The sequence below is a fragment of the Burkholderia sp. Cy-637 genome (assembly GCF_011753175.1).
Classification (GTDB): domain Bacteria; phylum Pseudomonadota; class Gammaproteobacteria; order Burkholderiales; family Burkholderiaceae; genus Burkholderia; species Burkholderia gladioli.
Map to the genome: position 1 here is coordinate 28,087 of NZ_VWWC01000038.1, position 19,968 is coordinate 48,054.

The following is a 19,968-nucleotide window of genomic DNA, read 5'->3' on the forward strand; positions in this document are numbered from 1 at the left end:
CTCGCCGCGTGCCGTCGACGCCGATGCACTTGCGCCCGGCGCTCACTCCACCGGTGTCGACGGGCTGTCGCCGTGCGTCAGCACCTCCCACTGCACGTTGTGGCCGTCGTTCGCCTCGGCGGCAGGAATGATGTCGTCGAGCAGGTGCGCCTTGGTGGCCGGCAGGGACATGCCCTTGCGGATCGCATAGGCGTTGTAGGCCCGCACCATGGTGCCCTTCAACACCGGCACGAACTGGTTCGCATGCCCCGAAACATCGGTGCAGAGCGCGCCGAGGTAGGCATTCGGCACCGGCTGGTAGGCCGTCTGCGAGGTGTTGCGCGTGCCGTGCAGCAGCTTCGAGAGGAATTCGAGCGAGGTGGTGAGGCGGTCCGCGAACACGGCATAGAGGTCGGTGCCCTGGATGTAGGCGGTCTCGGCCGCGTTGAAGGTGGCGGCCATGCCGAGCCCGACGTGCTGCGTATCGCGGCAGGTTTCCTGCGTGACGCCGCTGACCTGCGCGTTGAACACGGTCTGGCCGTTCCAGCCGCCCGGGCTGCCGGAGAACTTGACCGGCGCGCCGCCGTCCTTCGCGGCGTTGTAGTAATAGGCCGACATCCACTGGCGGAAGGTGCCGGTGGCGGTGTTGAACAGCGATTGATCGTCGTTGTAGACGGCGATGCCGATCATCCCGTCGATCATGCTGAGCTTCCAGTTGCCGTTGCCGCCATTGCCGTTGCTGCCGGTGATGTAGGGCAGGTGCTGGGTGCTCAGCATGGTGCCGAAGGCCTTGGCGTCGCTGGCCGACCAGCCGCTGTAGGTGTAGCGGATGATCTCGGCGGCGGCCGGCCAGACCTCGGCGGCCCAGGCCGATTGCAGCGGCGCGTTGGCGCCGCGATGGCCGCCCTTCAGGTTGCGCGCGTAGAAGTTCATGATCGACACGGCGTTCTTCGCGTAGGTGCTGTCGCCCGTCAGGTACCACATCAGCGCCTGCGTGTAGGCCGCCGTCATGTCGCCCTGCTCGGCCTTGCAGCCGTGATCGTTCGAGGACACCGCATCGCACGAGATATAGCCGCCGTCCAGCGTGCCGGCGATCTTGTAGGTCTTCGAGGCCCAGCTGCTGCCCTTCATCTGGTTGAAGGCATTGACGAACAGCTTGTTGTTCGCGGCGATCTGCCCTTTCACGTAGTCGAGACGTGCCTGCGTGACGAGGATGCCGGGGTGCTTGAAACCCGCCGCCTGCGCGTTGCCGCCGGCCGCGCCGAGCGCCAGCACCGCCAGCGCGCCGCCTGCCATCATCGAGACCTGGAATCTTCGCTTCATGTCATCTCCTGGGTTGCTATCGATATGGATTGCCGATCGACCGGCTTGCGGCTGCCGTGACGATCGAAGTCGCCTTTCGAGCTTGCCCCTTGCATCGGCGGGTGGGCACGACCCGCTCGCGCGACGGCCCTCGCCGCGCGTTTCACGCATCGCGGTGCCTACATCCGGCAGGCGCCGCGACACTCGATTCGGATGATGGGTTCAGGCGCTGGAGCGCGTCGCGCGCAGCCTGCCGTCGTCGTGCGTGCCGTCGTGGGTCGGCAGGGCCGCGTCCGGCAGCACCTTCGTCGCCCGCGCGCTGCGCACCAGCAGCGCGCCGATGGTGCCGACCGCCAGCGCGCAGCCGAGAAACACCAGCCGCCCCCAGGCGGGATTCGGAATCGCCACCATCGCCAGCAGGCCCGCCGTCATCACGAGCGTGATGCGGCCGAGCTTGAGTCGCTGCAGGCGATCGAACTCGCCCTGCAGGCCGTCGCTGTGAACGGGCGTCGCGTAATCGCGCCAGAACTTCGCCAGCACGCCGGCGCGGGCCGCGTCCGGCTGGCGATGGAACAGTCGCGTGGCGACGAAGAAACCGCCCGTCAGCACGCAATGGCAGAGCACGGCCCACATGGTGTCGAACTCGGAAGTCTCGCGCGCGCTGAAGCCCCAGCCGAACCAGCGGCTCAGCTCGTGGCCCGAGATCACCGCGCTGCACAGGCAGGACACGCCCAGCCCGACCACCACCGTGGCCCAGCCGGCCCAATCCGGCACGCGCCGGATCAGCAGGCCGAGGAACAGCGGCACCACGATCGGCAAGGTCGCCAGGGTGCCCACCCGCATCATCAGCGTGAACAGGCTCAAGCCCTTCAGGTGGGAGAAGCCCAGCGCGATCACGATGATCACCAGCCCGTTGAGCACGTTCATGCCCTTGCCGGCCAGCACCGATTCGCGCTCGGACAAGGCGCGAGCGCCGCGGATCACCGGCTGGTAGAAGCTGCGCACGAAGATCCCGGCGTTGTGGTTCAGCGCCGCGTCCATCGAGGCCATGGTGGCCGAGAACATGCCCGCCATCAGCAGGCCGACCGTGCCCAGCGGCATCGCGCGCTCGACGAACACCAGGAACACCGCGTCGCCCGACTTGGACCCCAGGTCGTGCGCATGCGCGACGGCCGCATCGGGGTAGAGGATCGCCGCGGCCCAGGGCGGCACCATCCAGATCAGCGCGCCCGCCGTCATCAGCACCAGCGCGAACAGCGCGGCCCGGGTCGCGTTGCGCGAATCCTTGGCGTTCAGGAATCGATAGGCATCCTTCATGTTGTTGATGGCCAGCATCTGCTTGACGCACAGGAACAGGAAGGAGCCCACCAGCAGGCTGCCGTGGCTGTAGTCGGGCCCGGTGAGGAAATCGACCGGAAAGCGCGCGACGATCTCGCCCGGCCCGCCCAGCTTGACCAGCGCGACGATCGCGCAGGCCACCGACATCACCGCCACCACGATCGACTGCACGAAATCGGAGGCGACCACGCCCCAGGCGCCGCCGAGGAAGGACAGCGCCAGCACCGACAAGCCGGTGAGCCAGAGCGTGGTGCTCAGGTGGAAGCCCGTGACGGCCGAGAAGAACACCGCCAGCGCGTTGAGCGAGACGGCGCCCTGCAGGATCGACAGCGGAATCACCGACCAGGTGAAGAACTGTTCGTTGCCGCGCCCGAAGCGCTGGCGGATCGCCTGGGTGGGCGCGTCGCAACGCAGTTGGCAGAAGCGCCTGCCGAGCCAGAAGGTGGCGACCAGGTAGCCGACGCAGTTGCCGATATAGACGTAGCAGGCCGGCAAGCCGTTGCGGAAGGCCTCGCCGGCGGCGCCGGTGAAGGTCCAGGCCGAGAACTGGATCATGAAGGCGGAGCTGCCGACCATCCACCACAGCATGCGGCCGCCGCCGCGAAAATAATCGCTGGCCGACTGGCTGGCCATCTTCCTGAACGCGGCGCCGATCGCGAACATCAGCAGGAAATAGCCGGCCACCACGGCGATATTGACGTCCATCTGTCTCGTCCTTGTCGTTCTTCTCGTCCTTCTCGTTCTTGATATGGATGCCGAAACGTCTGCCGCGCCAACGCCCGAACGACGTCCCCCAACCAATACGACGACACGCTGCGCGAGGATTCCCGGACTTGCCGCCCGGGCCGGCATGAAGGCAATCTAGCACGCATCCGGAACGATGGTCCGAATCGAAATGCACTGAGCCGCCTATCGTTTACCCCTGAAAATCCAAGTCGTATCGATAAAGCGTCGCCATTTCCAGCAGTCGTCTTTTCGGCCCCGATTTCTTCTTTATTTAGTTCGAAACGATGTTCCGGAAATTTGATCGATGTGATTCAATACCGGCTGCAATGAAAATGAAAACCTGGCCACCGGAGGAGAGATGAAGCAAGACGGCCCGCCCAGCACCTATTTCGTGGAAGTCGCCGAGGTCCGTTCGATGGACCGGCACCAGGCCGCGCTGCTGCGCTGCGTCGCCAAGCTGAAGGCGACCATGCCGATCGTCGGCCTGCGCAATCCGAAGATCGGCCTGCCGGACCTGAGCTGGGAGTATTGCGACGCGTTCGACTGGGTGATCGGTTTCCAGGCCGGCCAGTTATGGCTGGCCGCCGCGCTGACCGGCGATCCGGCCTTCGTGATCGCGGCGCAGGCGCGCCGCCAGTGGTTTCGCGAGTTGCTCAGGCATCCGCGCGAACTCGATCACGACACCGGCTTCCAGTTCTCGCTGTCCTGCGTGGCCGACTGGAAGATGACCGGCAACGAGGAAGCCCGCGCGCTCGCGCTGAAGGCAGCGAGCCTGCTCGCGCAGCGCCACGAAGCCGGCGGCGGTTACCTGAAGGCATGGAATTCGCGGGCCGGCGATCCGGCCTATTCGCGCTTCGCGGCCGGCCGCATCATCGCCGACACGATGCAGAACCTCGCGCTGCTCTACTGGGCCGATCGCGAGGAAGGGCAGCCCGCCTATCGCGAGATCGCCGATGCGCATGCGCTGGCCTCGAGCCGGCACCTGATCCGCGAGGACGGCAGCACCTATCACACCTTCCTGTTCGACGCGGGCGGGGAACCGCTGCGCGGCGAGACGCGCCAGGGATATGCCCACGAATCCTGCTGGGCGCGCGGGCAGGCCTGGTTGATCCACGGCTTCGCGCAAACCTACGCCTACACGCGCAATCCGCAACATCGGCAGATCGCCGCGCAACTGGCCGCCACGGCCGAGACGCTGCTCGGCGATCGCGCGGTGCCGCCCTGGGATTACCGCCTGCCCGATGGGGAAACGCCCTGGCCAGACAGCTCGGCCGGCGCGATCATGGCGGCCGGCCTCTACCTGCTCGCCGCATCCAGCGAGGAAGCGGACAAGGCACGCTGGCGCGCCTTCGCGGATCGCCTGGTGGATGGCCTGCTCGATAGTTGCGACCTGAGCGGCGACGCGGCCGCGCATGGCCTGCTGGCCCACGGCGCGGCACATGTGCCGGCGGGGCGCCACGACAACATGCTGCCTTATGGCGATTACTACTTCATGGAAGCGCTGATGCGCTCGCAAGGGCACGACCGCTTCGCGTGGTAGCGAGAACTCGCGGCGGCGCCGATGGCCGTGCCTGCCGCGCGCCGCCGCTCAGCGCGACGCCGGCCAGGGGCCGCGATAGCCGATCCGCGCCGAGATCGCCTGGGCGGCCTCGCGCAGCAATTCGACGTAGTGGGTACGCGTGTTCGCGCCGCAGCGCATGGTGGGAAACGAGATCGACAGCGCCGCGACGGCATTGCCGAAGCGATTGAAGATCGGCGCCGCGAGACAGCGCAGCCCTTCCTCCTGCTCCTCGTCGTCCTCGCCATAAGCCTGCCGCCGAACCTGCGGCAGGATCGCGACCAGCGCCTCGGCCGAGCCGAGCGTGCGCGCGGTGGAAGGCTTGAACTCGACGCGCGCGAGCGTCTCGCGCACTTCGTCCTCGGGCATGAAGGCCAGCAGCACCTTGCCGATCGCGGTGCTGTACAGCGGGTTGCGGCGGCCGACGCGCGACTGCATGCGCAGCCCGTAATCGGCATCGATCTTGTGGATGTAGATGATGGCGTCCTCGTCGAGCGCGCCGAGGTGGATCGCCTCGCGCGTCATCGAGGCGATGCGGCGCATCTCGAGATCGGCCTCGCGCACCAGGTCGACACTCTCCAGTGCCTTGGCACCGAGCTCGAACAGACGGATCGCGAGCCGGTAGTGCTCGCCCGCGCCATCCTCGCCGGCCACGCGCGCCACGTAGCCGAGCGACTCGAGCGTCTGCAGCAGGCGCTGCACCACCGGCCGCGACATGCCCAATTGCTGGGACAATTCCGCCGCGCCCGCCGTGCCGCTCGCGCCGAGCGCCGACAGGATCGTGAAGACCTTGCCGACCGCCGCGACCGATTCGGTCCTGTCCGCGCCGGGCTCGGCCGGCGTCTCGCCTTCCGCCTGCTTGCCGCCGCGCGACCTGGGCATTGATGTCATGTCCGCCTGTCCGTGAGATCCGAAACCGCCAAGCATAACGCGTCGCGCGGGCCGATCGCCAATGCGGCGCGCCCGAGGGGCTCGAATGTGGGTTATCGGCGACGCTCGCATGCACCGGAACCGCTGGACATGAAAACGGCCCGGCCGCGCATGCCAGCGCGGCCGGGCCGTGTCATCGAGGCGCGACGCTTCAGTTCAGGCGCGTCTTCAGCTCGTTGGCCATCGCCTTCATCGCCGCCTTGGTGGCCGGATCCTCGGCCAGCGCGTTCAGCAGTCCGAAGTCATGGATGGTGCCGTCGTAGCGCGTGGTGGCAGCCTCCACGCCGGCCGCGTCGAGCTTGCGGCCATAGGCTTCGCCCTCGTCACGCAGCACGTCGAACTGCGCGACCTGGATCAGCGCGGGCGGCAGGCCCTTCAGCTCGTCGAGCGAGGCGCGCAGCGGCGAGGCGTAGATCTCGTTGCGTTGCGCTTCCTTCTTCGTGTACGCGTCCCAGAACCACTTCATCATCGGCCGCGTCAGGAAGTGATCCTTCTGGTACGCGACGTAGGAGCCGTCGTTGAAGTTGTGGTCCGTCACCGGCCAGAGCAGGCCCTGGAAGCGGATCGCCGGGCCGCCCTTGTCCTTCGCCATCAGGGCCACCACCGCCGCCATGTTGCCGCCCACGCTGTTGCCCACCACCGCCAGGCGGCTGCCGTCCACGCCGATCTCGTCGCCGTGCGCGGCCACCCACTTGGTGGCGGCATAGGCCTGGTTGATCGCCACCGGGTACTGCGCTTCCGGCGAAGGCGTGTAGTTCACGAACACCGCCACCGCACCGGATTGCACCACCAGGTCTCGCACCAGCCGCTCGTGGGTCGGGAAGTCGCCGAGGATCCAGCCGCCGCCGTGGAAGAACATGAACACCGGCGGGTTGCCCTTCACGCCTTCCGGACGCACGATCGTGACCGGCACGCTCAGGCCGTCCTGTTCGATGGTGCGGTTCGACACCTCGATGCCCGACAGATCGACCTTCACGCTGTTCTGCGCACCCACCAGCACCTGCCGCGCCTTTTCCGGCGACAGGGTCTCGAGGCCCGGGCCCTTCTGGCTGTTGAGGGCGGCGAGGAAGCGGCTCGTGACCGCATCGGGCTGGTCGACCGGCGCGGCCGACGGGGTGTGCGAGCCGGCCGTGCCGGCGGCGAACGCGGAACTGGCGGCGGCAATCGCGACGGCAATCAGCAGCGGCTTGACGATCTTCATGATGGACTCCTGGGCAATGGGCCCGAATGGTTTGGCCTGGATGGCGGATTTCGATGCGGGGAGAAGCGAGCGCCGGCGATCAGACCAGCGTGAGCGTGACGTCGATGTTGCCGCGCGTCGCGTTCGAGTACGGGCAGACGATGTGCGCCTTCTCGATCAGTGCCTGGGCCGCTTCGCGCTCCATGCCGGGCAGCGAGATCTTCAGCTCGACCTCGATGCCGAAGCCGTTCGGGATCGCGCCGATGCCGACGCTGCCGTCGATCGCGACGTCGGCCGGGATCTTGATCTTGTCGCGCGCCGCGACGAACTTCATCGCGCCGAGGAAGCAGGCGCTGTAGCCGGCCGCGAACAGTTGTTCCGGGTTCGCGCCTTCGCCGCCGGCGCCGCCGAGCTCGCGCGGCGTGACCAGCTTGAAATCCAGCTTGCCTTCGGGCACCACGGCGCGGCCGTCGCGGCCACCGGTGGCGTGGGCATGGGCGCGGTACAGAACGTTTTCGATCGACATGACTGACTCCTGTTGGATGAATGAACCAGGCCGGGGCGGAACCCTTTCCGCCATCGCCGGCTGAACTGCCTGCCGCATCACTATCGACTACTAGATAGAGAACACGACTCAAAAAATGCAGACGTTTCCGTCTGCGCCGTTTCCTGCATTTTTTATCTATCAATAGATAGATAACCAGCTTCAATAAAAAGGCGGTGAGCCGCCTTTCGATCTTCTTACCTACCTCCGCCGCGTCAGGGCGCTTTCTTCCACGCCTTCTCGACTTCGTCCAGGCGCGCCTTCGACTTGAACAGCCGGCTCGCCAGCACCGCGCCCTGGAACGCGGCGTACAAGGTACGCGCCGCATGTTCGGGCTTGCCGCTGAACACCAGCGTGCCGTCGGCCGCGCCCTGCTCCAGCAGCGCCGCGAGCCATTGCTCGTTCGCGTTGAAGAACGCCTGCACCGCCTGCCGGACCGGCTCGGGCAGCGATTCGATATCCGCCGCCAGCATGCCGCACAGGCAGATCTGGTTGCCGTCGCCGAGCGTCTTGCCGAACAGCTTCGTGTAGCGGCTCAGCTTCTCGTCGGCCGGCAGCGAGGGGGAAATGGCAGCGACGCCGTTCATCACCGTCTCGCTGTACTCGCGCACCGCTTCGAGCACCAGGTCGTCCTTCGATGGAAAGTAGTAGTGGATGCTCGAGGTCTTCACCCCCACCCGCTCCGACAGATCGCGATAGCTGAACCCGTTGTAGCCGAGGAGCATGATCAGCTCGATGGCGTGTTCGAGAACCTGTTCGCGGACTGGCGTTTTCGTTTCCATGGGTCGTAATTTATCTACTGGAAGATAGAGAGTCAAGCGGTTTTTTGAAGAATCTTTGGGGGAAGCGAGATCCGCAACACAAGTCCGACCCATCCGCCGGCCAGCTCACGTCCGGTCGAAACCGCCGCCAGACTGGCTTCCTCGCCCCGGATCCGGCGCCGCACCACCTCCGCTATGCGCCCTCGCGCGCGGACGGCACCAACGGCGCCTGCTCCAGGATCGCCGCCGCCGCATCCTTCGCCAACAGGAACGCCGAAGTCTCCCCCGAGGCATGCGACAGCGCCAGGGCGCCCTGAAGCAACAGATTGAGCTGCTTGGCAAGGCGCTGCGGCCTGGCGAAACCGGCACGTTTGCAGAGCTCGAGAAACTTCACTTCACCGCGCGCACCGGCCGCGATACCGAGTTCGACGATGCCATCGTGCTTGCCCGCGTATTCCTGCGCCGCCTTCGTGCCCAGGCATCCGCGCGTCAACATCCGGCCCGTGATCTTGCGCACGTCGAAGAACTCGACGATCTGCTCCCGCGGGTCGCTGATATGCGCAACCGGATCGAACAGCGCATGCACGACGCCATTGCTGTAGAGCTGCAGCACGGCCTCGATCAGTTCTTCCTTCGACGGGAAGTACTTGTACAGCGTGCGCTTGGAAATGCCGCTGCCGGCCAGCGCAGCCTCCATCCCCGTCGCATGGAAGCCGGCCTCGTAGAAGCGATCGAACGCATATTTCACGATCTCGAGCTTCTTGCCCTCCATTTCGTCGCCCTGCTCCATTTCGTCATCCTCGTGAAGTCCAGGCGTACTTATAGCAAATTCAGTTGACAAAGTAAACGACACCGTTTACAAATGCGTCGATGTAAACTACTTCGTTTACTTTTGCCGTGCCAGCGTCGGGCTCGAAGTGTGAGTCGCTGAACAGGCTACCGCCCAACCACAAGGATCCAATACTCAATGACCGAGCTTCTGGAAAAGGTACTTCACGCACATGGCGGCCTGGACAACTGGCGCCGCGTCAACACGATCGACTTCCGGCTGACGTTGCGTGGGAGCGCTCTCGCATTCAAGCGGCAGCCACAAGGCCTGAGGAACGTGCTGGTCAAGATCGATGCCCGCCATCCGAGAACCCTGATCACGCCGTTTCCGTTCCCCGGCAGCCGAGGCGTGTTCGACGACGGCAGCGTCAGGATCGAGACCGATGCCGGCGTGCCGACGACCCTGCTCGACACGCCGCGCAAGTCGTTCGAGGCTCATGATCGGCAGTCGCCATGGAGCGAAAGCCAATTGCTCTATTTCATCGGCTACGCGCTGCGCAACTACATGACGATGCCGTTCCTGTTGGCAAGCGACGGCGTGCATTGCGAAGAAGTCGCGCCGCACGAGGAACACGGGGAAAGCTGGCGCGTGCTCGAGGTCCGGTTCCCGCCCGATATCCACGTTCACTGCCCGGAACAGAAGTTCTATTTCAACGATGCGGGCCATCTCGTGCGCAACGACTACGCACCCGAGGTCAGCCGTGGTACCGCCGCGCACTACACATTCGACCACCAGGACTTCGACGGTTTCATTTTCCCTACCCACCGGCGCGTGGTGCACCGCGAGCCGAGCGGCCGGACGCTGCTCACCGCGCCGTCCATCTTCCGACTCGATATCGAGTCGGTCGTCCTGTCCTGAAGATCGCTCACAACGCCCGACAGACGAATTCCCCAGGCAGCAACTATCCGGATATCAGGAGAAGCTCATGACGCTCTCGAACAGAATCGTATTGGTAAGCGGTGCGAATCGTGGCATCGGCGCCGCCATCGTGAAGGCATTGCTGGACACCGACGTGGCCAAGGTCTATGCCGCGGCGCGGGACTTGCAAGCACTGCCGCCGTTCGGTGATTCGCGCGTGGTTCCGCTGCAGATGGACATCACCAGCGACGCCTCGGTACAGGCAGCGGCCACCGCGGCGCATGACGTGGACGTCCTCGTCAACAACGCCGGCACGCTGGCCTTCGGCAACTACCTCGACAACGACTGGGAAAGCTTCGAGGACGACATGCGAACGAACTACTTCGGCACGCTGCGCGTCCTTCGGGCATTCACGCCTCGGTTCGTGGCGCGCCAAGCCGGCACCATCGCGAACATCTGCAGCGTGGTCGGCCTGTCGGCCGTGCCCCTGATGGCCGGCTACTCGGCCTCCAAGGCGGCCCTGCACTCGCTGACCCAATCGCTGCGCGGCTCGCTGGAAAAGCATCGCATCGCCGTGATCGGCATCTATCCCGGCCCGATCGAGACCGTGCTCGCCAGGGACGTACCGTATCCGGACAAGGCAACGCCCGAGCACGCCGCCGCCAACATCGTGAAGGGTATTGCCGAAGGGCAGGACTACATCTTCCCCGATCCGCTGGCGCGGCAAGTCGAACAACTGTGGTCGACCGACAACCGCAAGCTGGAACACGTCTCGCTGCACCTCGGCGCCTGACTATCACCGGTGTCGCGGCAGCCGTATTGACACTGGCATCCGCCGGCTGGATCGGCGGATGTCGATTCGCCCCAGACTTCGTCACGATGATGGCCTGTCGCGATGACGGCTGGTTCTGTTTCAACCTTCGCAGGACAAGCCCTTCATGATTACCCGCCGTTCCTTCACCACGAGTTTGCTCGCGGGCGCCGCAGCCATGGCCGCCTCCAGCGCAGCGTCGGCCAAACCACGATCCGCCGGGGCCGCCGGCGCGAACACAAGATCCTCGCTTGCCGGCAATCCGGCATTCCCAACCCGATATCGCACGGTGGATATCGACGGAACATCGGTCTTCTATCGCGAAGCCGGCGCACCAGGTGCGCCGGTCGTCCTGCTGCTGCCCGGCTGGCCATCCTCGTCGGCGATGTTCCGCGACCTGATCCGCGAGTTGTCCGCGAACTACCACGTCTTCGCGCCGGACTATCCCGGCTTCGGCAACAGCGAAGTTCCCGATCGCTCGCACGGCGCCTATACCTTCGATGCCCTGGGCGAAACCATCGGCAAGTTCGTCGACAAGGTCGGCATCGAGGAATATGCGCTGTACGCGACGGATTTCGGCGGCCTCGTCGGTTATCGCGTGATGCTGAAGACGCCAGGCCGGATGAAGGCCCTGATCGCGCAAAACAACCCGCTATTCCTGGGCGCCAGTCCTTGGTTCGGCCCGCTCCTGCCTTACTGGAAGGACGGCACGACGGAGAGCCGCGAACAGGTGAGGCAGCACTATCTGACGCTCGACGTGGTTCGCGACCTGTACACCACCGGCGTAAGCGACACCTCGCTGATCGATCCCGGGCTGTGGCAAGTCGATCATGCCTCGCTGCAACGCCCCGGCGCGGCGGACATTTCGCTCGACCTGCTCTACGACATTCGCACCAACGGCCCCGCGCTCAAGAATGCCCAGGACTATTTGCGCGCGCACCAGCCACCGACGCTGGTCGTGAGCGGCAAGAACGACATCCTGTTCCCCGCCGACAGCCAGTTGCGGTATCGCGAAGTGGTGCCCAAGGCCGAGATCCACCTGACCGATAGCGGCCACTGCGCGCTGGCCGACAAGAGCGAGGAGATCGCCCTACGCATGCAGGGGTTCCTCTCGCGCGTGCTCTAGCTCCACCTCGGCAACTCGCCATCGCGCCGCTGCCGTGCCTCGCGCCGAATCGACCACGCCGCCGGGCATGGCAAGCAACCCTAAGCAGCCTCACTGATTGGATTCGACATGACCATCGATCTGACTCGACGTGGCATTCTCGCCGCCGGCGCGGCCACGCTGATCGCACCCGTCGCCCTTCCCGCAACGCCGGCTCGCGCGGCTACCGCTTCCGCCTCCCGAAGTTCGTTGCTCGACAACGTACTGCAAGCGCACGGCGGACTGGCCGCCTGGCAAACCGTCAAGCGCATCGAGGCGCAAATCGTCGCCGGGGGGCCGGTGTTCCAGCTCAAGCAGTCGCCCGTCAACCTGCAGAACGTGACATTGCGAGCCGACCCGCGCGCCGTGAGCGTCGAAGTCTCGCCGTATCCGAAGCCAGGGTATCGCGGCATCTATACCCCGCAGCGCGTCTGGATCGAGGACGACAACGGCAGGGTGGTGGCGCAACGCAGCGGCGTCTTCCAGGTGCTGCAATCGCAGGCTCCCACCGATCCCTGGGATACGCTCGACGAGCTGTGCTTCATCGGCTACGCGACCTTCGAATACCTGACCTTGCCGTTCCTGCTGGCCGAACCCGATGTCCAGGTCCAGGAAGTCGCGCCGCACACCGAATACGGGTCGACGCCGTGGCGCGCCCTGCGCGCCGTGTTCCCGGTCCGCATCCCAACGCACAGCACGGTGCAGACCTTCTATTTCGACGATACGTTCCGGCTGCGCCGCTTCGATTTCCACGATATCGGCTCGGAAGCGGCGGCGTATTACTTCGATCCGGTCACGGTGCAGGGGATCACGTCCTACTCGCTGCTCCGGATCGTCGCGGACACGGCGCCTGCACCGCTGTTCTCCTCATCGACCAATGTGCTGGTCCAGTTCTCGAACATCCGATATCTCCAGACCTGAGCTCGTACGATCGGCGCGGCCTCGATCTCGAAGGCCGCGAACCGCTCAATCCATCGCCCGCCCGAAGATCCGCACCACCTCGTCCAGATGCCCGGCCATCGCGCGGCGCGCGGCACCGGCGTCGCGCGCGCGGATCGCATCGAGGATGGCGCGATGCTCCAGCTCCGAGCGATGCGGCATGTCGTTCGACATGTACAGCGACTGCAACCTCCGGAACATCGGATCGTATTTATGCGCGAGCAACTGCTTGATGATCAGGGCGTAGGCGGGATTGTCGCTGGCCTCGGCGATGCGGATATGGAACAGCCGATCGCCGGGATGAGTAAGCGAGCCGCTGCGGTTGTCTTCCTGGTTGCGCAGGAAGGCGGCGTGGATCGCCGCGATCTGCGCCTGCGAGCCGTGCTTCGCGGCCAGCGCCGCCGCTTCCGGCTCGATCAGCCGGCGCGCCTGCAGCAGCGCGAACGGCGGAATCTCGGTATCGAGGTCGAGCGCGATGCCGAGCTCGGGGTCCACCTCGACGATGCCCAACGGCGCGAGCCTCCTGTCCGGCGCATCGGGCAGCCCGGACGCGGCGGCACGCGCCGGCAGCGCAGCCGCCGTTGCGCCCGCCTCGGGCTGGCGCACCTTCACGCCGTCGCCCACGCGCACGCTGACGCGCCCGCTCACCTCGAGCGCGATCAGCGCCTCGCGCACCGAGGTGCGCGACACGCCGAACTGCTCGGCCAGCTCGCGCTCGGGCGGCAGGTAGCTGCCCGGCGGAAAATCGCCGGCCTCGATCAGGGCGCCGAGCTTGTCGGCGATCTGCTGGTAGAGGCGACGGTTCTGGATCGGCTGGATGGACATGCCTGGGCCTTGCTGGGCGGTTTCGTTCCGAAACGTCGCGTGCCGCCGCATCGGCGTGCCGCCCGATGCAACGACGACGCGATACGCGGGTTCAGTCGTACAGCGCCGCGGCGATCTTCGGATCGTCGATATTGCCCTTGTCGTACCAGTAGAAGCCGGTATCGATCACCTTCGGCAGCTTCTCGCCCTTGATCGCCTTGACCGCCGCCTCGACCGTCTTGTAGCCGATGCCGACCGGGTTTTGCGTGATCGCGCCGGCCATCAGCCCGCTGCGGATCGCGTCCTTCTGCTGCTTGCCCGAGTCGTAGCCGACGATCACCACCTTGCGCTTCATCTCGCGCACGCCGTTCACCACGCCGATCGCCGAGCCTTCATTGGTGCCGAACAGGCCCTTGAGCTTCGGATAGGCCTGCAGGATCGACTTGGTCACCTCGGTCGACTTCAGCTGGTCGCCCTCGCCGTATTGCACGGTGACGATCTGCACCTTCGGGTGCGCCGCCTTCATGCGCTCCAGGAAGCCGTCGCGCCGGTCGATGCCGGTGCGGCTGGTCTGGTCGTGCGCGACCACCGCCACCTCGCCCTCGTCGCCGATCAGCGCGGCGAGCTTGTCGGCGGCAAGCGCCGCGGCGGCCTTGTTGTTGGTGGCGGCGGTGGTGACCGGGATGTCGCTGTCGACGCCCGAGTCGAAGGCGATCACCGGGATCTTCTGGGCCTGGGCCTTCTTCAGCAGCGGCAGCGCGGCCTTGCTGTCGAGCGCCGCGAAGCCGAGCGCGGCCGGCTTCTTGGCGATCGCGGCCGACAGCATGTCGATCTGCTTGTCCACCATCGCCTCGGTCTCGGGCCCCTCGAAGCTCACCTTCACCTTGTAGTCGGCGGCGGCCTGCATCGCGCCGGCCTTCACGGCCTGCCAGAACTGATGCTGGAAGCCCTTCGAGATCAGCGGGATATAGGTTTCCTGCGCCTGCGCGCCGGCCGCGAGGCCGACCGCGAACGTCATGCCCACCACCGCATTCAACAGCTTGCTCCTGATCACTTCGCGTCTCCTTTTTTCGTATCGAGTGGGATGCCGGCCGGAACCGGCGGTGAAGCGCATGCCCGCGCGCGTCAGCGGCGCCGACGACGCAGGATGTCGACGTAGACGGCCAGGATGATGATCACGCCCGTCACGACGGTCTGCCACTCCTGCGCCACCGACATGATGCGCAGGCCGTTGGTCAGCACGCTCATGATGAACGCGCCGATGATGGTGCCGAGGATGCTGCCCGCGCCGCCCGACAGCGAGGTGCCGCCGATCACCACGGCGGCGATCGCGTCGAGCTCGTAGCCCTGGCCGAGCGCCGGCTGGGCGGAATTGAGGCGCGAGGCGATCAGCAGCCCGGCGATCCCGCATACCGCGCCGCTGAAGGTATAGACGGCGATCTTCCAGGCGTCCACGTTCACGCCCGACAGCCGCAGCGCCTCCTCGTTGCTGCCGAGCGCGAAGGTGTAGCGGCCGAACAGGGTCTTGTTGAGCACGATCGAGGCGCCGATCGCGACCAGGAACAGGATCAGCACCGCGTTGGGGATCGGCAGCGCCGGGATCAGGTTGCCGATCAGCGAATCCTGCGCGATCGCGGTAAAGCCGGGCGTGTCGTTGAAGTAGATCGGGCGCGTGCCCGAGATCACCAGCGACAGGCCCTTGAGCAGCATCATCATGCCCAGCGTGGCGATGAAGGGCGGCACCTTCATCTTCGCGATCACGAAGCCCGACACGCAGCCGGACAGCGCGCCGAACAGCAGCGCGGCCAGGATCCCGAGCGGCAGCGGCATGCCCCAGTTGGTCAGCACCACGCCGGCCATCACCGCGCAGAAGGTCATCAGGGTGCCGACCGAGAGGTCGATGCCGGAGGTGATGATCACGTAGGTGCAGGCCACCGCGAGCACGCCGTTCACGGCGGTCGCCTGCAGGATCGACACCAGGTTGTCGACCTCCAGGAAGTTCGAGGAGGCGATGCTGAAGAACACGATCAGCAGCAGCAGGCTGGCGAAGGCCAGCAGCTTCTGGCGCGCGGCCGGATTGAAGAAGCGGGCCCGCAGGCTGGAGGCGGTGGCGGGCGTCTCGCCGGAAGCGAGGGGCGGGACGGGATGCGTATCGTTGGACATGATGGCTTTGGGCGTCTGGGTCGGCTGGGTCAGGACAGGACGGTCGATTCGCGCTGCGTGGCGAGCTGCATGATCTTTTCCTGCGTGGCCTCGGCCGCGCTCAGCTCGCCCGTGACGCGGCCCTCGCACATCACCAGGATGCGGTGGCTCATGCGCAGCACCTCGGGCAGTTCGGAGGAGATCATCACGATCGCCTTGCCGGCGGCGGCCAGCGCATCGAGCAGCTTGTAGATCTCGCTCTTGGCGCCGACGTCGATGCCGCGCGTCGGCTCGTCGAAAAACAGGATGTCGCAATCGCGCAGCAGCCATTTCGCGATCACGATCTTCTGCTGGTTGCCGCCCGACAGCAGCCGCGCCGGCTGCGTGACCGAGGGCGTGCGAATCGCCAGTTGGCGCACGTAGCCCTGCGCGGTGTCACGCATCTTGCGCGCGTCGAGGAACAGGCCGCGGCGCAGGAAGCGGCGCATGCTCGACAGCGCGATGTTGTTCTGCACGTCCAGGCCCACTGCCAGCCCGAAATGCTTGCGATCCTCGGACAGGTAGCCGATGCCGAACTTCACCGCGTCGGCCGGCGTGCGGATCGTCACCGCGCGGCCATGCACGCGGATCTCGCCCGCGTCGATCGGGTCCGCGCCGAACACGGCGCGGGCCACTTCCGTGCGGCCCGCGCCCATCAGCCCGGCGAAGCCGAGGATCTCGCCGCGCCGCAGCGTGAAGCCGACCTCGCGGATCGCCCGGCCGCGCGACAGGCCGCGCACTTCCAGCGCGACCTCGTTGGCCGAGGTATCGGGCGGCGTGCGCGATTCCGTTTCGAGCTGGCGGCCGACCATCATCGAGATAATGCTGTCCATCGAGGTGCCGGCCATCGGCACGGTGGCCACGTACTTGCCGTCGCGCATCACCGTCACGCGATCGGCGATCTGGCGCAGCTCGTCCATCTTGTGCGAGATGTAGACGATGCCCACGCCGTTGGCGAGCAGGTCGCGGATGATGCGGAACAGCTCGGCGATCTCGGCGTTGTTGAGCGCGGCGGTGGGCTCGTCCATGATCAGCACGCGCGAGTCGAAGGACAGCGCCTTGGCGATCTCCACCATCTGCTGTTTCGCCACCGTCAGTTGCCCCACCGGCGTGCGCGGGTCGAGATCGAGGCGCATGCGCGCGAAGATCGCCGCGGCGTCGCGATTGAGCCGCTCCTCGTCGACGAACACGCCCAGGCGGCCGCGCGGCTCGCGGCCGATGAAGATGTTCTGCGCCACGCTCAGGTGGTTCATCAGGTTCAGCTCCTGATGAATGATGCCGATGCCGAGCGCCTGCGCGGTGCGCGGATCGGCGATCTCCACCGCGCGGCCGTCCATGCGGATCTCGCCCTCGTCCTTCTGGTAGACGCCGGCCAGGATCTTCATCAGGGTCGACTTGCCCGCGCCGTTCTCGCCCATCAGCGCATGCACCTCGCCGGCGCGCAGGTCGAAGCGGCAGTCGTCGAGCGCCAGCACGCCGGGGAAGCGCTTGCTGATGCCGCTCAGCGCGATCAGGGGCGCGCGTTCGGCGCCGGAGTTCGATTCGGTTGGCATGGGTTCCGGGTTCCGCTGCATTCAGCTGATCGCGCGATCGAGGTGGGTGTAACCGCCATCGACGAACAACCACTGGCCGGTGGTATGCGAGGCGCGCTCCGACAACAGGAACACGGCCGTATCGGCGATTTCCCCGGCCGTGGTGAAGCGCCTGCCGAGCGGCACCTTGCCGGCGATGTCGTCGAGCTTGGCTTGCGGATCGTCGAAGCCGGCGATCCAGTCGCGATACAGCGGCGTCATCACCTCGGCCGGAATCACCGCGTTCACGCGCACGCCGTCCTCGCGCAGCGCCACCGCCCATTCGCGCGTCAGCGAGAGCTGCGCGCCCTTCGAGGCGCAGTAGCCGCTGGTATTGCCCTGCCCGGTGACGGCCGTCTTCGACGAGACGTTGACGATCGCGCCGCGCGCCGCCTTCAGGTGCGGCACGCAGTGATGCGCCATCACGTAGTAGTGGATCAGGTTGCGTTCGAGCGAGGCGACGAAGGCCGCGCGCCCCGCGTCGAGGCCGATGCTGTCGTTGATGCCGGCATTGTTGACGAGGCCGTCGAGGCGGCCGAAACGGGCGACGGCCTGCGCCACCGCCTCGCGGCATTGCGCGTCGTCCTGCAGCTCGACCGCGAAGAAGGCCGCGCGCGGCTGCTTGCCCACGAGTTCCTGCCAGAACGCGTCGTCCGGCGCCTGGCGCGCGAACACCACGGGAATCGCGCCCTCGCCGGCCAGCCGCATCGAAATCGCCGCGCCGATGCCCGACGCGCCGCCGGTCACGATCACGACCCTGTCCTGCAGATTCAAATCCACTTCGCGTCTCCGTCGTTCGTGTTCTGCCGGCCTCGATGGGCGGGCCGTATCCTCAGCCTCGGAACCGGTACTGCTCCAGCGATTCGGGTTTCATCTCGATCGAGAAGCCGGGCGCGCTCGGCGGCATGTAGGCCGCGTCGCGCACCACGCAGGGCTCGACGAAATGCTCGTGAAGATGGTCGACATACTCGATCACGCGGCCCTCGCGCGTGCCGGCGATCGCGACGTAGTCGATCATCGCCAGGTGCTGCACGTATTCGCACAGGCCCACGCCGCCCGCGTGCGGGCATACCGGCAAGCCGTATTTCGCGGCCATCAGCATCACCGCCAGGATCTCGTTGACGCCGCCGAGCCGGCAGGCATCGATCTGCACCACGTCGATCGCGCCGCGCGCGATGAACTGCTTGAACAGCACGCGGTTCTGGCACATCTCGCCGGTGGCCACCTGCACCGGGCCGATCGCCTCGCGGATCTTGCGATGCCCTTCCACGTCGTCGGGGCTGGTGGGTTCCTCGATGAACCAGGGCTTGGCGAAGGCCAGCTCGCGCACCCAGTCGATCGCCTCGTCCACTTCCCAGACCTGGTTCGCGTCGATCATCAGCTTGCGATCGGGGCCGATCACCTCGCGCGCGATCGTCACGCGGCGGATGTCGTCCTCCAGGTTCGCGCCCACCTTCAGCTTCACGTGGTTGAAGCCGGCGTCGATCGCTTCATGGCAGAGCCGGCGCAGCTTGTCGTCGCTGTAGCCGAGCCAGCCGGCCGAGGTGGTGTAGCAGGCGTAACCCTCGCGTTCGAGCGTGGCGATCCGCTCGGCCTTGCCGGGCGCCTGCTTGCGCAGCAGTGCCAGCGCCTCGTCCTGCGTCAGGCAATCGGTCAGGTAGCGGAAGTCGATGGCGCGCACCAATTGCTCGGGCGTCAGGTCGGCCACCAGGCGCCACAAGGGCTTGCCCTCGGCCTTGGCCCACAAGTCCCAGGCGGCGTTGACCACCGCGCCGGTGGCCAGGTGGATCGCCCCCTTGTCCGGGCCGATCCAGCGCAGTTGGCTGTCCGAGGTCACGTGGCGCCAGAAGCGGCCCATGTCCTCGCGAATCCAGTCCAGGTCGAGACCCACCACCAGATGGCGCATCGCCTCGATGGCCGCGCAGCAGATCTCGTTGCCGCGGCCGATCGTGAAGGTCAGCCCGTGCCCTTCCAGGCCGTCGCGATCGGTTTCGAGCACGACGTAGGCGGCCGAATAATCGGGATCCGGATTCATCGCGTCGGAGCCGTCGAGCTGGCGTGAAGTCGGAAAGCGCACGTCGAGGACGCGCATCGATCGAATGATAGGCATGACTAATTGTCTGAGAAAAGAAACAGGCTTGCGTGATGCGCGGATGGACAGGCAGCCGATGTCCGGCGCGCAATTGGCACAAAGGACAAAAGGTCCATCCAATGATAGTGAGCGACCCGGCGTTTGTCACGGAAAGCGAACGCAGGGTTTTCCTGGGCGTGTGATGACAGGTCCTGTCACGCCGAGGACATCGACGGCCGGCGAGCGACGGCCGAAAAAAACCCGGCCGGAGCCGGGTTGTCTGGTGCGATGCGTCAAGCGATTGGCGGGTTCGGCGATGCGCGCCTGGCTATCGCGTCAGGCGCGCCGCGCTAGCCGCGGCCAGCGCCGGGGGGACGGTTGCCGCCCCCGCCCGGCGGCCTGCCACCCTGGCCGGGTGGGCGAGCGCCATGGCCCGGCGGAC

The 19,968-nt window shown here is 66.3% G+C and carries 18 protein-coding genes; 5 read left to right on the forward strand and 13 right to left on the reverse strand.

Translation table 11 applies throughout. From position 1 onward, the window contains the following. Positions 1-42: 42 nt before the first annotated feature. Together F3J10_RS13400 and F3J10_RS13405 are read right to left on the reverse strand one after the other, a co-directional pair. On the reverse strand, positions 43-1,302 hold the full coding sequence (locus tag F3J10_RS13400) for an alginate lyase family protein (protein WP_167229660.1): 1,260 nt from the start codon (positions 1,300-1,302) through the stop codon (positions 43-45). Positions 1,303-1,503: 201 nt separating this feature from the next. Further along, the gene (locus F3J10_RS13405; protein WP_166910587.1) at positions 1,504-3,324 is read right to left on the reverse strand and encodes a transporter; all 1,821 of its coding nucleotides are present in this window, start codon (positions 3,322-3,324) and stop codon (positions 1,504-1,506) included. Between the two features lie 379 nt (positions 3,325-3,703). On the opposite strand from F3J10_RS13405, the gene F3J10_RS13410 reads away from it, so the two are divergent. Then, positions 3,704-4,885, forward strand: a complete 1,182-nt coding sequence (locus F3J10_RS13410; protein ID WP_167242287.1) for a glycoside hydrolase family 88 protein — start codon at positions 3,704-3,706, stop codon at positions 4,883-4,885. Between the two features lie 48 nt (positions 4,886-4,933). On the opposite strand, the gene kdgR is transcribed toward F3J10_RS13410, so the two are convergent. The 5 genes from kdgR to F3J10_RS13435 all read right to left on the reverse strand — a co-directional run bounded on the left by kdgR (position 4,934) and on the right by F3J10_RS13435 (position 9,108). Then, entirely contained in the window at positions 4,934-5,794 is an 861-nt protein-coding gene (gene kdgR, locus F3J10_RS13415; protein WP_166910583.1) for a DNA-binding transcriptional regulator KdgR, read from the reverse strand. A 190-nt stretch (positions 5,795-5,984) separates the two neighbouring features. After that, the gene (locus F3J10_RS13420; protein WP_025100762.1) at positions 5,985-7,034 is read right to left on the reverse strand and encodes an alpha/beta hydrolase; all 1,050 of its coding nucleotides are present in this window, start codon (positions 7,032-7,034) and stop codon (positions 5,985-5,987) included. 79 nt (positions 7,035-7,113) lie between these two features. Beyond that, positions 7,114-7,539 carry an organic hydroperoxide resistance protein gene (locus F3J10_RS13425; protein ID WP_013688918.1) on the reverse strand — a complete coding sequence of 142 codons (426 nt, stop codon included), beginning with the start codon at positions 7,537-7,539 and terminating at the stop codon, positions 7,114-7,116. A 233-nt stretch (positions 7,540-7,772) separates the two neighbouring features. After that, on the reverse strand, positions 7,773-8,339 hold the full coding sequence (locus F3J10_RS13430; protein ID WP_025100761.1) for a TetR/AcrR family transcriptional regulator: 567 nt from the start codon (positions 8,337-8,339) through the stop codon (positions 7,773-7,775). A gap of 172 nt (positions 8,340-8,511) precedes the next feature. Next, positions 8,512-9,108: a TetR/AcrR family transcriptional regulator gene (locus F3J10_RS13435; RefSeq protein WP_205194069.1), complete on the reverse strand. Its 597-nt coding sequence runs from the start codon at positions 9,106-9,108 to the stop codon at positions 8,512-8,514. A gap of 177 nt (positions 9,109-9,285) precedes the next feature. Between F3J10_RS13435 and F3J10_RS13440 the strand changes: the two genes are divergently transcribed. From F3J10_RS13440 to F3J10_RS13455, 4 genes are all read left to right on the forward strand, one after another. Then, positions 9,286-10,005, forward strand: a complete 720-nt coding sequence (locus F3J10_RS13440) for a hypothetical protein (RefSeq protein ID WP_167242288.1) — start codon at positions 9,286-9,288, stop codon at positions 10,003-10,005. Positions 10,006-10,072: 67 nt separating this feature from the next. Next, positions 10,073-10,798 (forward strand): SDR family NAD(P)-dependent oxidoreductase, encoded by a 726-nt coding sequence (locus F3J10_RS13445; protein WP_167242289.1) that lies wholly within the window; start codon positions 10,073-10,075, stop codon positions 10,796-10,798. 145 nt (positions 10,799-10,943) lie between these two features. After that, positions 10,944-11,942, forward strand: coding sequence for an alpha/beta hydrolase (locus F3J10_RS13450; protein WP_167242290.1), 999 nt, complete (start codon positions 10,944-10,946; stop codon positions 11,940-11,942). Positions 11,943-12,170: 228 nt separating this feature from the next. Further along, entirely contained in the window at positions 12,171-12,881 is a 711-nt protein-coding gene (locus F3J10_RS13455) for a hypothetical protein (RefSeq protein ID WP_167242291.1), read from the forward strand. A gap of 45 nt (positions 12,882-12,926) precedes the next feature. Here F3J10_RS13455 and F3J10_RS13460 read toward each other — a convergent pair whose 3' ends face one another. From F3J10_RS13460 to F3J10_RS13485, 6 genes are all read right to left on the reverse strand, one after another. After that, a complete protein-coding gene (locus F3J10_RS13460) occupies positions 12,927-13,724 on the reverse strand; it encodes a FadR/GntR family transcriptional regulator (RefSeq protein WP_167242292.1) in 798 nt (265 codons plus the stop codon). Positions 13,725-13,815: 91 nt separating this feature from the next. After that, on the reverse strand, positions 13,816-14,757 hold the full coding sequence (locus F3J10_RS13465; protein WP_167242293.1) for an ABC transporter substrate-binding protein: 942 nt from the start codon (positions 14,755-14,757) through the stop codon (positions 13,816-13,818). Between the two features lie 71 nt (positions 14,758-14,828). Beyond that, positions 14,829-15,866 (reverse strand): ABC transporter permease, encoded by a 1,038-nt coding sequence (locus tag F3J10_RS13470; protein ID WP_025102230.1) that lies wholly within the window; start codon positions 15,864-15,866, stop codon positions 14,829-14,831. 29 nt (positions 15,867-15,895) lie between these two features. Continuing rightward, on the reverse strand, positions 15,896-17,458 hold the full coding sequence (locus tag F3J10_RS13475; protein ID WP_088555575.1) for a sugar ABC transporter ATP-binding protein: 1,563 nt from the start codon (positions 17,456-17,458) through the stop codon (positions 15,896-15,898). Further along, positions 17,459-18,235, reverse strand: a complete 777-nt coding sequence (locus tag F3J10_RS13480) for an SDR family oxidoreductase (RefSeq protein ID WP_167242294.1) — start codon at positions 18,233-18,235, stop codon at positions 17,459-17,461. A gap of 52 nt (positions 18,236-18,287) precedes the next feature. Next, on the reverse strand, positions 18,288-19,565 hold the full coding sequence (locus F3J10_RS13485) for an L-fuconate dehydratase (RefSeq protein ID WP_167242295.1): 1,278 nt from the start codon (positions 19,563-19,565) through the stop codon (positions 18,288-18,290). Positions 19,566-19,968: the final 403 nt, after the last annotated feature.

Bases quoted from the DNA above. Each gene is read 5' to 3' on its own strand.
- F3J10_RS13400 (WP_167229660.1), bottom strand. From the start codon at position 1,302: ATGAAGCGAAGATTCCAGGTCTCGATGATGGCAGGCGGCGCGCTGGCG.
- F3J10_RS13405 (WP_166910587.1), bottom strand. From the start codon at position 3,324: ATGGACGTCAATATCGCCGTGGTGGCCGGCTATTTCCTGCTGATGTTC.
- F3J10_RS13410 (WP_167242287.1), top strand. From the start codon at position 3,704: ATGAAGCAAGACGGCCCGCCCAGCACCTATTTCGTGGAAGTCGCCGAG.
- kdgR (WP_166910583.1), bottom strand. From the start codon at position 5,794: ATGACATCAATGCCCAGGTCGCGCGGCGGCAAGCAGGCGGAAGGCGAG.
- F3J10_RS13420 (WP_025100762.1), bottom strand. From the start codon at position 7,034: ATGAAGATCGTCAAGCCGCTGCTGATTGCCGTCGCGATTGCCGCCGCC.
- F3J10_RS13425 (WP_013688918.1), bottom strand. From the start codon at position 7,539: ATGTCGATCGAAAACGTTCTGTACCGCGCCCATGCCCACGCCACCGGT.
- F3J10_RS13430 (WP_025100761.1), bottom strand. From the start codon at position 8,339: ATGGAAACGAAAACGCCAGTCCGCGAACAGGTTCTCGAACACGCCATC.
- F3J10_RS13435 (WP_205194069.1), bottom strand. From the start codon at position 9,108: ATGGAGCAGGGCGACGAAATGGAGGGCAAGAAGCTCGAGATCGTGAAA.
- F3J10_RS13440 (WP_167242288.1), top strand. From the start codon at position 9,286: ATGACCGAGCTTCTGGAAAAGGTACTTCACGCACATGGCGGCCTGGAC.
- F3J10_RS13445 (WP_167242289.1), top strand. From the start codon at position 10,073: ATGACGCTCTCGAACAGAATCGTATTGGTAAGCGGTGCGAATCGTGGC.
- F3J10_RS13450 (WP_167242290.1), top strand. From the start codon at position 10,944: ATGATTACCCGCCGTTCCTTCACCACGAGTTTGCTCGCGGGCGCCGCA.
- F3J10_RS13460 (WP_167242292.1), bottom strand. From the start codon at position 13,724: ATGTCCATCCAGCCGATCCAGAACCGTCGCCTCTACCAGCAGATCGCC.
- F3J10_RS13470 (WP_025102230.1), bottom strand. From the start codon at position 15,866: ATGTCCAACGATACGCATCCCGTCCCGCCCCTCGCTTCCGGCGAGACG.
- F3J10_RS13475 (WP_088555575.1), bottom strand. From the start codon at position 17,458: ATGCAGCGGAACCCGGAACCCATGCCAACCGAATCGAACTCCGGCGCC.
- F3J10_RS13485 (WP_167242295.1), bottom strand. From the start codon at position 19,565: ATGCCTATCATTCGATCGATGCGCGTCCTCGACGTGCGCTTTCCGACT.